At 34.4% G+C, this 16,023-nt stretch carries 17 protein-coding genes; 6 read left to right on the plus strand and 11 right to left on the minus strand.

What is annotated here, in order from left to right; translation table 11 throughout:
- Positions 1 to 63: 63 nt before the first annotated feature.
- A complete protein-coding gene (locus PBT91_RS07765; RefSeq protein ID WP_270061212.1) occupies positions 64 to 780 on the minus strand; it encodes a pirin family protein in 717 nt (238 codons plus the stop codon).
- Positions 781 to 973: 193 nt separating this feature from the next.
- Between PBT91_RS07765 and PBT91_RS07770 the strand changes: the two genes are divergently transcribed.
- From PBT91_RS07770 to PBT91_RS07780, 3 genes are read left to right on the plus strand one after another with little or no spacing between them, the layout of a single operon-like run.
- Complete coding sequence (locus PBT91_RS07770) at positions 974 to 1,687, plus strand: alpha/beta fold hydrolase (protein WP_270061213.1); 714 nt, start codon at positions 974 to 976, stop codon at positions 1,685 to 1,687.
- Position 1,688: 1 nt separating this feature from the next.
- A complete protein-coding gene (locus tag PBT91_RS07775) occupies positions 1,689 to 2,633 on the plus strand; it encodes a lytic transglycosylase domain-containing protein (protein WP_270061214.1) in 945 nt (314 codons plus the stop codon).
- Between the two features lie 27 nt (positions 2,634 to 2,660).
- Positions 2,661 to 3,584: a M28 family metallopeptidase gene (locus tag PBT91_RS07780; RefSeq protein WP_270061215.1), complete on the plus strand. Its 924-nt coding sequence runs from the start codon at positions 2,661 to 2,663 to the stop codon at positions 3,582 to 3,584.
- Positions 3,585 to 3,610: 26 nt separating this feature from the next.
- Here PBT91_RS07780 and PBT91_RS07785 read toward each other — a convergent pair whose 3' ends face one another.
- Entirely contained in the window at positions 3,611 to 4,348 is a 738-nt protein-coding gene (locus PBT91_RS07785) for a TlpA family protein disulfide reductase (protein ID WP_270061216.1), read from the minus strand.
- Between the two features lie 128 nt (positions 4,349 to 4,476).
- Positions 4,477 to 4,992: a DUF2892 domain-containing protein gene (locus PBT91_RS07790; RefSeq protein WP_270061217.1), complete on the minus strand. Its 516-nt coding sequence runs from the start codon at positions 4,990 to 4,992 to the stop codon at positions 4,477 to 4,479.
- Positions 4,993 to 5,144: 152 nt separating this feature from the next.
- On the opposite strand from PBT91_RS07790, the gene rpmH reads away from it, so the two are divergent.
- From rpmH to PBT91_RS07805, 3 genes are all read left to right on the plus strand, one after another.
- Positions 5,145 to 5,303: a 50S ribosomal protein L34 gene (gene rpmH, locus PBT91_RS07795; RefSeq protein WP_013071475.1), complete on the plus strand. Its 159-nt coding sequence runs from the start codon at positions 5,145 to 5,147 to the stop codon at positions 5,301 to 5,303.
- Positions 5,304 to 5,406: 103 nt separating this feature from the next.
- Positions 5,407 to 8,259: a carbamoyl-phosphate synthase large subunit gene (gene carB / locus PBT91_RS07800; protein WP_270061218.1), complete on the plus strand. Its 2,853-nt coding sequence runs from the start codon at positions 5,407 to 5,409 to the stop codon at positions 8,257 to 8,259.
- A gap of 119 nt (positions 8,260 to 8,378) precedes the next feature.
- Positions 8,379 to 8,783, plus strand: a complete 405-nt coding sequence (locus PBT91_RS07805; protein WP_270061219.1) for a DUF423 domain-containing protein — start codon at positions 8,379 to 8,381, stop codon at positions 8,781 to 8,783.
- Positions 8,784 to 8,790: 7 nt separating this feature from the next.
- Here the strand turns inward: PBT91_RS07805 and PBT91_RS07810 are convergent, their stop codons facing one another.
- The 8 genes from PBT91_RS07810 to PBT91_RS07845 all read right to left on the minus strand — a co-directional run bounded on the left by PBT91_RS07810 (position 8,791) and on the right by PBT91_RS07845 (position 16,019).
- Positions 8,791 to 9,243, minus strand: coding sequence for a hypothetical protein (locus tag PBT91_RS07810; protein WP_270061220.1), 453 nt, complete (start codon positions 9,241 to 9,243; stop codon positions 8,791 to 8,793).
- A gap of 70 nt (positions 9,244 to 9,313) precedes the next feature.
- A complete protein-coding gene (locus PBT91_RS07815) occupies positions 9,314 to 10,276 on the minus strand; it encodes a bile acid:sodium symporter family protein (RefSeq protein WP_270061221.1) in 963 nt (320 codons plus the stop codon).
- A 2-nt stretch (positions 10,277 to 10,278) separates the two neighbouring features.
- Positions 10,279 to 10,830, minus strand: a complete 552-nt coding sequence (locus PBT91_RS07820; RefSeq protein ID WP_270061222.1) for an acyl-CoA thioesterase — start codon at positions 10,828 to 10,830, stop codon at positions 10,279 to 10,281.
- A complete protein-coding gene (locus PBT91_RS07825) occupies positions 10,827 to 11,195 on the minus strand; it encodes a 6-phosphogluconate dehydrogenase (protein WP_270061223.1) in 369 nt (122 codons plus the stop codon). The genes PBT91_RS07820 and PBT91_RS07825 overlap by 4 nt, the downstream gene beginning before the upstream one ends.
- Positions 11,196 to 11,285: 90 nt before the next feature.
- On the minus strand, positions 11,286 to 12,725 hold the full coding sequence (rmuC, locus tag PBT91_RS07830; RefSeq protein ID WP_270061224.1) for a DNA recombination protein RmuC: 1,440 nt from the start codon (positions 12,723 to 12,725) through the stop codon (positions 11,286 to 11,288).
- A gap of 322 nt (positions 12,726 to 13,047) precedes the next feature.
- Positions 13,048 to 13,848, minus strand: a complete 801-nt coding sequence (locus tag PBT91_RS07835) for an ABC transporter ATP-binding protein (RefSeq protein WP_270061225.1) — start codon at positions 13,846 to 13,848, stop codon at positions 13,048 to 13,050.
- Complete coding sequence (locus PBT91_RS07840) at positions 13,849 to 14,880, minus strand: iron ABC transporter permease (RefSeq protein WP_270061226.1); 1,032 nt, start codon at positions 14,878 to 14,880, stop codon at positions 13,849 to 13,851.
- Positions 14,880 to 16,019: an ABC transporter substrate-binding protein gene (locus PBT91_RS07845; RefSeq protein ID WP_270061227.1), complete on the minus strand. Its 1,140-nt coding sequence runs from the start codon at positions 16,017 to 16,019 to the stop codon at positions 14,880 to 14,882. The genes PBT91_RS07840 and PBT91_RS07845 overlap by 1 nt, the downstream gene beginning before the upstream one ends.
- Between the last annotated feature and the right edge of the window lie 4 nt (positions 16,020 to 16,023).

The following is a 16,023-nucleotide window of genomic DNA, read 5'->3' on the forward strand; positions in this document are numbered from 1 at the left end:
TTATAAATATTTAATCCTGAATTCGGCAAATATGAACTCTACCGAATTCAGAAAATGTTATGCTTACTCCATTGGTACTTCAATAAGTAATATTTTACTATCCTTACTGAAGGAAACATCAAAAGATGTTGCATCAGAAATTCCCATTGCATCTCTTTTGTTTAGCTTTTCGCCGTCGATGCTGGCTTCGCCTTCAATCAAAAAGGCATAAACGCCACTATTTTTTCCTTTTATAGTATAAGCAAAAGTTGTGCCTTCTTCAAAATTACCAAGCGATAGATAAGCTTGTTGATGAACCCATAACGCATTTTCGAACTCATTTCCTTTAGGACCAACAACGGTAACCAGTTTATTGGGAATCAATAAGTCTGAAAAGTTTTTTTGGTCGTATCTTGGTTCTACATTTTCTTTTTCAGGAAAAATCCAGATTTGTAAAAGGTTAAGCGTTTCAGACTGATTTGGGTTAAATTCACTGTGCTCGACGCCGGTCCCGGCACTCATCACCTGAACTTCGCCAGTATTAATTGTTGATGCATTTCCCATAGAATCTTTATGAGCAATAGCACCCTGTAAAGGTATACTTATTATTTCCATATTTTGGTGTGGGTGCGTACCAAAACCCATTCCACCTTTTACTAAATCATCGTTTAAAACCCTTAAGAGTCCAAAATGCACATTATTCGGATTAAAATAGTTTGCAAAGCTGAAAGAGTAGCGGGCGTTAAGCCATCCAAAATTGGCTTTTCCTCTTAGATCTGCCGGGTAAATTGTTTTTTTCATTTTCCTTTTTCTTTTATGTAAGCCAATAATTAAGTCTTATTTTTGAAGGTAAATTTTTTCTGGGCAATCCCGAGGGACATTTACCAAAAAATAATTATTTCGAGGTATCCTGATAGCTATCAGTATCATAACATTAAATCTCGAAATTGGAGTAAAATTACAATTTCTAAGCCTGAAAAGCTGCCTTACTAACATGAGTGATACTGCTAAAGACTTGATTCACGTTTACTTTATGCCGGGAATGGCCGCCAATCCTAGTATTTTTGAATTTATAAAATTTCCAGAAGATCGGTTTGAAGTTCATTGGTTGCAATGGCTAATTCCTACTAAAAAAGAAAGTATTAAAGAATATTCGCTACGAATAATAGAAAATATTCACCACAAAAATATTGTATTAATTGGGGTTTCATTTGGCGGAGTGATTGTTCAGGAAATTGCAAAATATATTAAGGTTAGACGATTAATTATAATTTCCAGTATAAAATGTAGAGATGAGTTGCCTAAGAATATGAAATTTGCCAGTAAAACAGGTGTTTATAAATTACTGCCAATAGGTTTGATGGATTATGTTGATCAATTAGAAAAAATAGCGGTAAACGATTATCTTAAAAAACGTGCAAAATTATATAAACAATATTTGTCGGTTCGGGATAAATATTATCTTTCGTGGGCCATAGAAAATATGGTGAACTGGGATTGTAGTACGGTAAATCCAGAAATAATTCATATTCATGGTAATAAAGATGTAGTTTTTCCTATTAAATATATTAAAGATGCTATTCTTGTAGAAGGTGGAACCCATGTAATGATTATTAATCGATTTAGATGGTTTAATAAATACCTTCCAGAGTTAATTTTGAAAGGAAAAGAAGCAATAAAAAATAATCCGAAAATTATTAAAATATAATATGAAAATCTTAAAAACAGGGCTAATTGTAGTAGGCGCAGCAACAGTTTTTTTTGCCATTACAGAGGCGGTTCAAACTCCCGATATACAGGAAGAACATAAAGAAGTTTATCAGGAAACATTCGATAAAAATGTGGCTAAAGTTTATACAATTAAAGCTTTGAGTGTTCCTGAAAATATAAATTTTGCGGGAGAGTCTGTACCTTTAACAGATCCAGATGTTTACGAACGTTTAGATCGTGAGCTATTAGTAAATACCTATTGGCAATCTAATGCTTTATTGCTAATGAAACGTGCGCATAAATTTTTTCCAATAATAGAACCTATTTTAAAAGAAGAAGGCGTTCCAGATGATTTTAAATATTTAGCGGTTATAGAAAGTGGCTTAACTCAGGCTGTAAGTCCTGCAAATGCGGTTGGTTTCTGGCAAATACTAAAAGGAACAGGGCGCGATCTTGGTCTGGAAATAAATAGTAATGTAGACGAACGTTATCACATTGAAAAAGCAACCAGAGCTGCTTGCCAATATTTAAAAGATTCTAAAAAGGATTTTGGAAGCTGGACTTTAGCTGCATCAGCATATAATGCCGGTAGGGCAGGAATTGCCAGGCAGCAGGAGCGTCAAAAAGTAAAAGATTATTATGATCTTTTGTTAGGAGAGGAAACTGGTCGTTATGTTTTTAGAATTTTGGCTTTAAAAGAAATTATGTCTAATCCTTACGAATATGGTTTCAAATTTGAAGAATCAGATCTTTATCAGCATATTCCAACAAAAAAGGTGAAGGTAGATACGGTTGTCAACGATTTCCCAGATTTTGCTGCAAAATTTGGAATTACCTACAAGATCTTAAAAATTCATAATCCCTGGCTGCGCGAAGCTCATTTAAATAATTCCTCTGGAAAATCATATTATATCGATATTCCAGAAGACGGTTATTATAAATAATTTATTGATTTATCCCTACATTTTATCATGATCCCAAAATTAAATTTTTCAATAGCTTTAATCTTTTTATTCATTATAAATCCATTTAGCGATGTTTTTTCTCAGGAAGAAATAACTAAGCAAGAATTGAAAGATCATATTCAATTTTTAGCACATGATTCGCTAAAAGGACGATTTCCTGGAACTGCACAAAACAAGATTGTAGTAGACTATATAAAAAGTGATTTTATTGCGAACGGAATTACTTCTGAATTTCAGGAATTTAAAGCAAAATTGAAAGTTGATAGTTCCGAAGTAAAAACCTGGAATGTTATTGGATTTATTGAAGGTAATGATTCTAAATTAAAAAATGAGATTATTGTTTTAGGTGCGCATTATGATCATTTAGGAGAAAATGAAGGATCCATTTTCAATGGAGCAGATGATAATGCTAGTGGTACTGCCGCTTTGTTAGAAATAGCAGAAAAGGTAAAGGCCAATCACGGATTATTAAAAAGAAGCATTTTATTTATTGCTTTTGGCGCGGAAGAACAAGGCTTGTTGGGAAGTTCTTATTTTGTGAATCATCCTACGGTATCTTTAAATGATATTAAATTGATGATTAATATGGATATGGTAGGGCATTTAAATGCAGAAAATCATGTGTATATGGGTGGCGCCGGTACTTTTCCTGGTGGCATGCAATTAATGGATAGTTTAGGTATGCCCAACCATGTTAAACCAGTTGTTCATGCAGGATCTATCGCAGGATCAGATCATGTTTCATTTTACAAAAAGGGAATATCGGTTCTTGGTATTCATACTGGTGGTCATGATAATTATCATAAGCCTACGGATGTTATTGTAAATTTAAATCTTGCGGGTGAGGTAAAAGTCGCGAATTATATTTACAATGCTTTAATGGCAATTGCGACATCTACGCGAGAAATGAAGTTTATAGCTCAAGATTAATACATCAGGTATTTTTAAGAGCAATCTTATTCTTCTTCTTCCTCATGGGAAGAAGCTAGATCGGATTGTGGCCTCGCTTCAACATCTTTCATCAAGAAGGAAACAATGCCTTCATTAATCTGATTAAAATTCTTTTTAAGAGCATTTTCAATACTTGTATCGTATGCTACAGCAGTGTAGCGCGAAATATCCATGATTTTATGATCAGAATCTATTAAAAAGCAGGTAGGCAGACCTAAAGAATGTTTTAATTGTTTTACTACATAGGAAGAATGATTTTGAGTTTCATCTACATACAAAACTTTTACATTTTTATTGAATTCTCTACTTACTCTTTTAACTTTCGCTTTGGTGTCCCAAAAAAGAACAACCAATTGAACATTATTTTTATACTTGTTGGCAATATCGTTTATAGCTGGAATAGCTCCTTTACCGGGAATACACCAAGAAGCATAGGTTATTAAATAAATTGGCTTGTGTATATCGTGTAATCTTACTTCTTTGTCTCTAAGATTGAAAAGTCTAAAATCATCAATGTACGATCCAGACAGGCAGTTGTTAGTTAAGGAATCGAATAAGCGTTTTCCTTCTTTAAAATTTCTTTGCTGGTATGCCTTATTTGCTTTATCGTTATATTGAGGAAGGTGTAGGGCTAGAGCTTCCGAAAATAATAATCGATTCTCTTCTTTTTCCTGTTCTTGAGAAATTCCAGTAAAGAAGGTAAAAAGCAGTAAGGTCAATATTAAAAATAATGATCTCTGCATTGGTCGTGGTCTACATGGTTAGTGCATACCAAATTTAGTGAAAATAAACAAGCTAATTAAATATAATCGCTTAAAAGTGAATATTTTAGGTAAAGAGTTAGTTAAAGCTTAAATGCTTGGAAATGAGCTTAAATCTTCTTCATTTGCTGCTTCATCATTCTAATCTGGTCATTTAGCATACCGTGTTTATCTAGTTTTTTAGCTTCGGAAAGTAAATTTGTAGCCTCGCGTTTTCTTCTTTTGGTCATTGCAATACCCGCAAGATTCAGTTTAGCCATTGCTAAGTCATGATCCATGGCCAACCCTAATTTTATAGCTCTTTTAAAGAATTTTTCAGCTTGTGTAATATTGGTTTGTGAAACCATAAGTCCATGTAAATACCAGTAGTAGCCCTGTTGTTTTTTGGTTAAAGCAGCTTCTGGATTTTTAATTTTATCCAACCATTTTTTCGCACCGGGAAAATCTTGTTTTCTTAATCTTAAAAACGCAAGAAGAATAATTTCATTTTTAAAATATAAAAATATAAAGATTCCTGCTAAAAGAACAAGCATAATACCATTACCAATATACCCTTCGATAAATTGCCAAACGGCCGCAGCTAAAACTAATCCTGCTAAAACTAACTTTATATTTTTATTGAACATAATGCATAGATTTTTGAGCGGCCAAAGGTAATAAAAAGATTTAAAAATAATTTAATTTTCTATTTGGAAGAGTTAAAAAGCTTTGTATATTTGCACGCAGTTTTAAAAAGAGCAATAAAAAAGATTTCACAGAAGTTTAAAGATACAGTAAAATGAAAAGAACGTTTCAACCATCTAAGAGAAAAAGAAAAAACAAGCACGGATTTAGAGAGCGTATGGCTAGTGTGAACGGTAGAAAAGTCCTTGCTAGAAGAAGAGCAAAGGGGAGAAAGAAATTATCTGTATCTTCTGAAAACAGACATAAGCACTAATGAAAATTAGTAAGTTAAAATATTAAAGGTGTTACTTTTTAAGTAACGCCTTTTTTTATATCTAATAGCTTCTTACATTTATAGCACCACAACACAATTTAAAATGCCCAAAAACAACAATCTTAAAAGTATTTTGATTATTGGTTCTGGACCGATTGTGATCGGACAGGCCTGTGAATTCGATTATTCAGGAACGCAATCCCTTAGGTCTTTGCGTGAAGACGGTATAGAGACGATTCTTATCAACTCTAATCCCGCAACAATCATGACAGATCCTTCAATGGCAGATCATGTATACCTGAAGCCACTTACCACAAAATCTATCATCGAGATTCTGGAAGCTCATCCAAATATCGATGCCGTTTTGCCAACCATGGGAGGGCAAACTGCACTAAATTTATGTATCGAGGCAGATGATAAAGGCATCTGGGAAGATTATAATGTAAAACTTATTGGTGTAGATATCGATGCCATTAATATTACTGAAGATAGAGAGCAGTTTAAACAATTAATGGGACGTATAGGTATTCCTGTAGCTCCTGCTAAAACAGTTACATCTTATTTGCAAGGAAAAGAAGTAGCACAAGAATTTGGTTTTCCTTTAGTAATTAGAGCCTCTTTTACATTAGGTGGAAGTGGAGCAGGTTTTGTTCATAAAGCCGAGGATTTTGACGAAATGCTTACTCGTGGTTTAGAAGCATCTCCAATTCACGAAGTTCTTATCGATAAAGCCTTACTTGGATGGAAAGAATACGAATTAGAATTACTTCGAGATAAAAATGATAATGTAGTAATTATCTGTACCATAGAAAATATGGATCCTATGGGAATCCATACCGGAGATTCTATTACTGTAGCTCCAGCCATGACGCTTAGTGATACTGCATTCCAGAGAATGCGAGATCTTGCTATAAAAATGATGCGTAGTATCGGTGATTTTGCCGGTGGATGTAATGTACAGTTTGCAGTGAGTCCAGATGAAAAAGAAGAGATCTATGCGATTGAAATCAACCCACGTGTATCACGATCTTCCGCATTAGCCTCAAAAGCAACTGGATATCCAATTGCAAAAATTGCTACCAAATTAGCTTTAGGATATACCTTAGACGAATTAGATAATCAAATTACCCAATCTACTTCAGCTTTATTTGAACCATCTTTGGATTATGTGATCGTTAAAATTCCACGTTGGAATTTTGATAAGTTTGAAGGTTCAGATAGAACTTTAGGGCTTCAGATGAAAGCCGTTGGTGAGGTAATGGGTATTGGACGCTCTTTTCAGGAAGCTTTACATAAAGCAACTCAATCTCTAGAAATTAAGAGAAATGGATTGGGTGCAGATGGAAAAAGTTATACGAAATATGACGAGATCATTGAAAAGCTGACTTATGCCAGCTGGGATCGTGTATTTGTAATTTATGATGCCATACAGGCTGGTATACCTTTAAGCCGTATTCACGAAATTACTAAAATCGATATGTGGTTCCTTAAGCAATACGAAGAGCTTTACATGTTAGAGAATGAGATCACTAAGTACGATATAAATTCACTTCCTAAAGACTTGATGCTAGAGGCAAAACAAAAAGGTTTTGCAGATCGACAAATCGCTTTTATGGTGAAATGTTTAGAGAGTGAAGTACATAAAAAACGTAGCGACCTAAATATTAACCGTGTATATAAACTGGTTGATACCTGCGCTGCAGAGTTTAAAGCGGAAACTCCGTATTACTATTCGACTTTTGAAGCTGAAATCGAAAAACCTAACGGAGAAAAATATACTTCTAACGAAAGTGCAGTAACCGACCGCAAAAAAATTGTGGTATTAGGTTCTGGCCCAAATAGGATTGGCCAGGGAATCGAATTTGATTATAGTTGTGTACACGGCGTTTTAGCTGCGTCTGAATGTGGTTACGAAACCATTATGATTAACTGTAATCCAGAAACGGTTTCTACAGATTTTGATGTTGCAGATAAGCTTTATTTTGAACCTGTATTCTGGGAACATATCTATGATATTATTCAGCATGAAAAGCCAGAAGGTGTTATCGTTCAGCTTGGTGGGCAAACGGCTTTAAAACTTGCTGAAAAATTAGAGCGCTACGGAATCAAAATTATGGGAACCAGTTTTGAAGCTTTAGATCTTGCCGAGGATCGTGGTAGTTTCTCTACATTGCTTCAAAATAATGATATTCCTTATCCTGAATTTGGAACAGCTGAAAATGCGGAAGAAGCCCTTAAATTGGCAGATCAATTAGATTTCCCGATCTTGGTTCGTCCTTCTTATGTGCTTGGTGGGCAGGGAATGAAAATTGTGATCAATAAACAGGAATTAGAAGAAACTGTAGTAGATCTATTACGAAAGATCCCGAATAATAAATTATTACTAGACCATTATTTAGATGGAGCTATAGAAGCTGAAGCTGATGCCATCTGTGATGGTGAAGACGTTTATATTATTGGTATAATGGAGCATATTGAGCCTTGTGGTATTCACTCAGGAGACTCTAATGCGCTACTTCCTCCTTTTACTTTAGGGGATTTAGTTCTTCAGCAAATTAAAGATCATACGCGAAAAATTGCTTTAGCACTTAATACAGTTGGTCTAATTAATATTCAGTTTGCAATTAAAGATGACAAGGTATTTATTATAGAAGCAAATCCTAGAGCTTCCAGAACCGTTCCTTTTATCGCGAAAGCTTACAAAGAACCTTATGTGAATTACGCAACCAAAGTAATGCTTGGTGAGAAGAAGATTAAAGATTTCAACTTTAATCCGCAATTAGATGGATATGCGATAAAACAACCGGTATTCTCTTTCGAAAAATTCCATAAAGTTAATAAGCAATTGGGACCAGAGATGAAGAGTACAGGAGAAAGCATACTTTTTATAAAAGATCTAAAAGATGATGATTTCTATAATCTTTATACAAGAAGAAAAATGTATTTAAGCAAATAGATTAGGTTGCTTTTAAAAAATAAATCCTCTGTCGTATTTTAGCTGAAAAACAAAATACAACAGAGGATTTTTAATTTTTGATACTGAAATTAGCTAATTTAGAGTAGAATATTTAAAGAATGAAAGAACTATTTTTAGTTATAGGTGGAATTTACGGTGGTTTAGCGGTAGTCTTAGGAGCTTTTGGTGCCCATGCTTTAAAAAAGAAATTATCTGAAGATCAACAAAAAAGTTTTGAAACCGGTGTGCGATACCAGATGTATCATGCGCTAATACTCATAATTACAGCGATTGCCTTTCCGTTTAGAGAAGTTTCGCAGCAAATTACCGGTTGGTGTTTTGTGATAGGAGTGCTACTTTTTTCCTTCAGTATCTATGGATTGGTATTAAGCGATGCCAAGGGGAAGAAAATGAAATTTTTAGGGCCGGTTACACCACTAGGCGGACTTATTTTAATTATTGGTTGGATCTTGTTTACAATCAATATTGCTGAAATTGCAACATATTTAAATCCGGCGCAATAATTACTTTTTAATTTACACCACAATTAGTTCTGGTTAGCGGAAAACTTTCGTTAAATGAATAGCTCGTGCTATCTTCTGTGGCAGTACCTTCAATTAATTGATCATCTTTTTGCAAAAAAACGATAGGTCTCACTGAATTTTTTCCTTCGCTCATAAAAGAATATTCTGCGAATAGCGTATCTCCTTTCATCTCGCCATCGATGCGCCCACGATTTACGTCTTTTTCCTGAAGCATATATACTAAACTTCCTGTTACAGATTTGTCGAGTTTCTCTATGTTTAAACTTATGGTATCTGTTTCAGAGGCGTACATATAACACATCATTACAGGAATTTCTTCTTCCGCTTGTATAGGCTCTTCGACAATAGTTTCAGTAGGTTTAGCACTTTTTGTTTCATTATTTTTACATGAAAAAATTAAGATTCCGCACAAGCCTAAAATAATCGGTCGAATTTTCATTATTTTATTTTTTATAAAGGTAGTTTGTCTTTTTAAAAACTCAAATCGCTTAACATTTTTTTATTTGTTATTAGACTTCAGCGGTATCTAAGTTACGTTTGCGATACTTTTCAGCAAAATATGCAATGATTACTAGCTGAGAAGAATGGAAAAGCATTATAGGGAGTAGAAGTAGACCTGTATTTGCTGCATTCCCAAAAATCACCTTTACCATTACCGAGCCGTGAACAAGAGATTTTTTTGTTCCGCAGAACTGAGCCGTAATTTTATCTTCTGTAGGTAAATTTAAAAGTTTACTCACTAAAGCCGTTCCGTAATACACTACAAAGAAAAGAACTAAAACACCTAATATTAATTTTGCAAAGCCACCGGCATCAATGCTGCTAAATAAATTAGAGGTAAAGGAATGGCTAAAACTACTGTAAACGATAACAAGTATTATTGCTTTATCAAACAAACCTAGTTGTTTACTATATTTTCTAGCCCAATTGCCAAAGTACTGTTGTAAAACCAAACCTAAAATTAGAGGAAGCATAATTTGCCACCCCAACTTAATGAGTACATCAATAAATTGAAAATCGGCATTTTTACCTAAAATAAAACTTAGCCAAATTGGTGTAGCGAAAATACCTATAAGTCCAGATAAGCTTGCATTAAAAATAGCCGTAGGTAAATTTCCTTTGGCAAGAGCAACCATTACAATAGAACTGCTTACTGTAGAAGGCAGTGTAGCCAAAAAGAATATTGCAGTCCATAGTTCAGAATCTGTTCCCTCTTCAAAAAAAGGCAAATAGGAGAGCGCTAAGAGCGGAAAAACTACAAAGGTTGTTAGTTGCACAATAATGTGCACTTTGTAATTTAAAAGCCCTTGTTTTATTTCCTTGGGCGCGAGTTTGAGTCCGTAGAAAAAGAATATAAATCCAATGCCAATATCAGTAATTGTTTTTAAAGGCAGTAAATCATTTCCCTGCGGAAATAAATAAGCCAATAAAATAACCCCAAATAACGAAACAATAAAACCGTTTAATTTCACAGCTAGCGCTCTATTTTTACTTTATAATCCTCTAACATGTGCAGATAATTTTCTGAAGCAAAATCGGTTTCTTTAAACTCGTTACCTCGTTTTTTCTTCATTTTGTTTCTCTTGATACTTTTGGTAAATCTTCTTATATCATGATCATTATCCAAAATCAGACCGGGTACATTAATTGATTTTCCTTCTTTATCTTTCGCCACCATAGTAAAATAGGACGAATTACAATGTTTTGTTTCGCCGGTTTGTATATTTTCGGTTTCCACACGAATACCTATAACCATAGAACTTCTCCCAACATAATTTACGGAAGCTTTCATGGTTAAAAGTTCACCAACTTCTATGGGAGCAAGAAAATCTACAGTGTCTACACTCGCGGTAACACAATAGGTTCCTGAATGTTTTGAGGCGCAGGCAAATGCAATTTGGTCTAAAAGCGATAAAACATAGCCTCCATGTATTTTTCCATTGAAATTAGCTCGGTTGGGTAACATTAATTCTGAAATAGTTACCTGTGAATCTTCTACTCGTTTAAATTCTTTTGAATTGGTCATCGATCTCTAAAATGTGGGGATTTAGCTTCTTCAACTTCGGTGACAAAATATTTACTGTCACCCCAAAAAAGAAATGTGGCGTAACGCTCAATATAATACAGCTTTACGTAATTTCCTTCGTTTTCCTGAAGCGCTTTTACAACGTCTTTATCTTTATTTAAAACTGAAAACTGAAAAATCTGGGCACCACTAATACCCTGACTTATTTCACCTTCCCAGGTTTTATAAACAACTCCTTTTTTGCTGAATTTTATAAGTTCACCCGTCCGGGTTCCTTCGCTATAGGTAGCAAAATAGGCGAATGCATAGTACAGCAAAAACAACAGGAAAATACCGCCAAGGATATAGAATAAAACTTTTTTCATATTTAATTTTTTGTAAGCTTCATAAAATCTAAACGAATGATTCAGGCAAATTTTATGAATAAAATAAATCGGTTTCAAGAAATAATTTTCTTACGATTCATCCTCAGATTCTTCAAATATACCAAGATTTTTTTCAGGATGTTGTTCTATTAAGTTGTTAGAATTTTTTACCAGTTTACTATCAATCTGTTTGCTTGCTTTAGCACCTAATTTTTTCAGTTTTTCTACTCTAGAAATCAAGTTCCCTTTTCCGGTAAGTTTTTTCATGGCACTATCATAACTATTTTGCACCGTGCCCAGTTGCTTCCCTACTTTTAGAAGTTCCTCGGTAAGATTAGTAAATTGATCGTATAATTTTCCCGCTTGTGTGGCTATTTCTATAGCATTTTCTTTTTGTTTTTCGTTTTGCCACATGCTATCGATGGTTCTTAGCACTGCTAAAAGCGTTGTAGGCGTCACTAAAATGATATTTTTATCAAAGGCTTCGCTGTATAAATTTGGATATTCGTTAGAGGCCACAGCAAAGGCAGCTTCGATAGGGATAAAAAGTAAAACAAAATCTGGACTTTCAACATCATATAATTGGTGATAATTTTTTCGGCTTAGCTCAGTTATGCGATTTCTTATCGCGATTAAATGATTTTTAAGATGCGTTGGTTTGTCGCTCTCCTCGGTTTCGTTTGCATATCGCTCGTAAGCATTTAGTGAAACTTTAGAATCTACGATCATTTTTTTATTACCAGGAAGATTAATAATAACATCGGGTAAAACGCGTTTACCATCATCTGTAGTGAAAGATTGCTGCACACTGTATTCTCTACCTTTTTGCAATCCGCTTTTTTCCAGTACACGTTCCAAAATCATTTCACCCCAATTCCCTTGCATTTTTGTATCACCTTTTAAAGCCTTCGTCAAATTATTAGCTTCTTTGCTCATTTGTAAATTCAAATCTTTTAGGCCATTAATTTGCTCGCGAAGCATGGCATGTCTATCGATACTTTCTTTATTTCCTTCTTCAATTTTCTTTTCAAAAAGTTGAATTTTTTCCTGAAGTGGAGAGAGGATATTTTGAATATTTTCTCTGTTTAAATTGGTGAATTTTTCAGACTTAGTTTCGAGGATTTTATTGGCTAAATTTTCAAACTGAATACTGAATTTTTCCTGAAGGTTTTCTAGCTCTTTTTTTTGCTCGGTTTGTCGTTCTAAAAGATGCTCGTAATCTGCATTTTTTCGCGTTAATTCGTTATGGAAAAAATCTTTCTCTTTCCTAATCTCTTCTCGCTCTTGTCTCACCTCTGCTAATTTTATTAGCAAGTCATGTTTGGTGTTTTCGATGTTTCTTTCGTATTCTTTTAAGTTTTTGAATTCCAGTTGTTTAAGTTTTTCTATTTCAAGTGTAAGTTGATTGTTTTTTTCTTCCTGAATAGCTAATTTATTTTTGGATTTTAGTCCAGAAATTAACTTGCCAATAACAAATCCTAAGGCTAAAGCAACGATAAATACAACTAAAAAGGGCAAAATTTGGTTCATGGAATAAGCAGGTTTGTTTCAAATATAATCATAAGTTTTTTAAGACTTGAAATCAGTGAAATTTAAAGCGATTTTTTAATCAAAATGACATTCATTTTAGAGAAGTATTTATAGTGATAATTAGTCTAAAAATATAGCAGAATTATCACTCAAAAAGATATCTTCCTGAACGTGATTTTAGGGTTTATTAAAGTAGATTACAATATGAATTGTGAATCAATTTTTGGGATGACAAGATTCTTATTTTTCGACGCAATAAATAATTAAATAGAGAAGTATAACTTTTAATTTTCTATAAAACCAAATGTGCTTCTATCGAATTTTAGTCTTCATTTTTGATACGAAAAGCTCCTGAAATTTTATCAAATTGAATGAGATCTTGAGGAAAAAGATCTTGAAAAGCACCAGACAAAATTAGATTTTCGGGTGTATCGATTTGTGTTTTTTCGGGATGCATTAAAATAATTTTATCGCAAATCTGAATCGCTAAATTAATTTCGTGAGATGCAAAAATGATTGTCTTTTCGGTCTGCTTTACAAGTTTTCTAAGCAGCTTAAAAACATTAGCTTTATAATACATATCCAGGTGTGTAGTGGGCTCATCTAGAATAATAATTGGCGTATCCTGGGCAATTGCTCGTGCAATTAAAGCGCGTTGTAATTGGCCATCACTAAGCTCGTAACATTTACGATTTTTTAGCGCCTCTATAGAAGTAAGTTTAATTGCATTTTCGATTTTTTCAGTATCGTTTTTAGAGAGCTTTCCCAACCAATTTGTGTACGGTTGGCGACCCAGTGCGATCAATTCAAAAACACTAAGATTCTTTGAAATTGGTTGGTTGGTAAGCACTAAACCAATTTGCGTTGCGCGCTGTAAATTGTTAAGATCTTTCAGGTTTTTGTTTTCAATTTCAATAGTTCCTGAAATAGGTTGCTGAATTCCTGAAATGCTACGCAAGAAGGTTGATTTTCCGATACCGTTTACACCAATCACCGCAATTAATTCAGATTTGTGAACCTCAATATTAATTTTTTCGGCAACCGATTTTATTCCGTGCTTATCCTGATATCCAATTTCGAGATTCGTGGTTTTTAAGGTTATATTTTCAGGATTGGATTGCATTTAAAACTGAAATTTTTGTTTTCTAATGAGTAACCAAATCACCACCGGAGCGCCAATTAGCGAAGTTATAGCATTGATTGGTAATGTAAATTCCATTCCCGGTAGTTGCGCCACGATATCGCAAATAAGCATTAAAATTGCACCACCTAAAATTACTGCCGGTAATAAAATAAGATGATTGTTTATGGGTAAGATTTGCCGAATTAAATGTGGAACTGCTAATCCTATAAAAGCAATGGGGCCGCAAAAGGCGGTAATGCTTCCCGCCAGTAAACTTGTAGCAATAATAATTAGCATTCGATTTTGACTAATATTAACTCCCAGGCTGCGTGCATATTCTTCGCCAAGCAATAAGCTGTTTAGATTTTTTATGCAGAAAATGGCTAGACTAATTCCTAAAAACCAGAAAACAGAGAGGATACCTACTTCTGCCCAAGAAAGATCGCCAAGACTTCCAAAAGACCAGAAAATATATTGTTGCAATTGCGCAGCCGGGCTAAAATAGCTTAAAATGCTAACTAATGCGCCAGTTAAACTTGCAAACATTAATCCTATAATCAAAATTGCCATCGTGTCTCGTAAACGAACTGAAGCTAATACAACGGCAAAAAGTACAATTAAACTGCCTATACTAGAAGCGATCACTAAACTCCATTTGGAAAGTGCTAGTGCAATAAAACTGCCACCAATTAAAGTGGATCCCATTATAAGGATAGCAACGCCCAAACTCGCCCCGCTACTTAATCCTAAAACATAGGGCCCCGCAAGCGGATTTCGGAACATGGTTTGCATTAAAAGACCACTTATACCTAAGCCCGATCCGGCGATTATTGCAGTAAATGCTTTTGGAAGCCGATAATCTAAAATGATATATCGATAGGTTTCTTTAGAAACTTCAGCATTAAAAAGTGAGGAAAAAATGTCTCTCGCAGGAATATGTACCGATCCTAAACTGATATTCAGTAAGGCTAGCGCAAATAAAACAAGCACTAAAATTACCAATATCGATACATATTTTGCTGTATGCTGCATTATTTATTTAAAGCTTTAAAAAATGTAGGTTCGTAACTTTCTAAAAGCTGTGGATGAAATATCGAAATTAAGTCTTTAAGGATTAGATCTGGACGTTGTGGACCAAGTTCATAAAAAATCACACCGCCGGTTTCGCCTTTGCTCATGCTTACCGAGTAAACTCTTTTATCCTGAACTGCTTTAAATTGGGAGTAATGTTGCGATTGTTCTAACATAGCGGAATAGGAAGTAAACTGCCCTGCACTTATCCAGATATCGGCATTTTGCGCTTTATCTAAAACCGATTCGAACGAAAGCGAAAGACTCCCAGATCCTTCGGTATCTGCCCAAAGATAATTTGCATTTGCATCTTTGATCATTTGCGCCTGCCAGCTATTTCCGTAAGGTACATACCATTGATCGTTATACATAGAGCCGCTAAGCACCGTTGGTTTATTTTCGACAGTTTCAGCTAACTTTTTAGCTTCATTGTAATTAATCTCAATACCTCGAAAAATTGAATCTGCTGCTTTAGATTTATCGTAAAGCGCTCCAAAAAACTTAATCCATTCGGCTTTTCCAAGTGCTGAAGATTCGGTCCATTCGCCATTATAAATTACAGGGATTTCTGTTTTTTCGATCGTGCTAAAACTTTTATTATCAGCGTTAATAGCAAAGCCTATTACAACATCTGGTTGAAGGTCGATCAAAACCTCGGTATTTAAACTTTCGTTTTTCCCCACTTCTTTTATTGCTCCTGAATTTATTAATTTTCTGGTTTCTTTAGACGATATGTAATCTAACCCAGGGAATCCTTTTAAAGATTCAATTTCGTTAAGTTCTTCTAAAGCCGGAATATGAGTAGTAGAGGTCACTACAATTTTCTTTACAGGAATATTTACTTTTTGGTCGTACTCTAAATGATCTGGAAGTTGAGCATTCTTTTCAGCTAATAAATATTTGAAAGTTTTATCAGCTCCAGGCCATGGGGAGTTGACTTCGATAATGCTGTAATCTTCAAATTGAGTGATCGAAAATCCGTTGGCGTACTTAATTTCAATTTCCTGACCTTGCAGGTTTGTGGTTTTTTTTTCAGACTTTCCTATGTCTTTACAGGAAAAGCTCAAAAGAAAAATTAAAAGGATTCCGAGTTTCTTCACAAGA

Source organism: Zunongwangia sp. HGR-M22 (assembly GCF_027594425.1).
Classification (GTDB): Bacteria; Bacteroidota; Bacteroidia; order Flavobacteriales; family Flavobacteriaceae; genus Zunongwangia.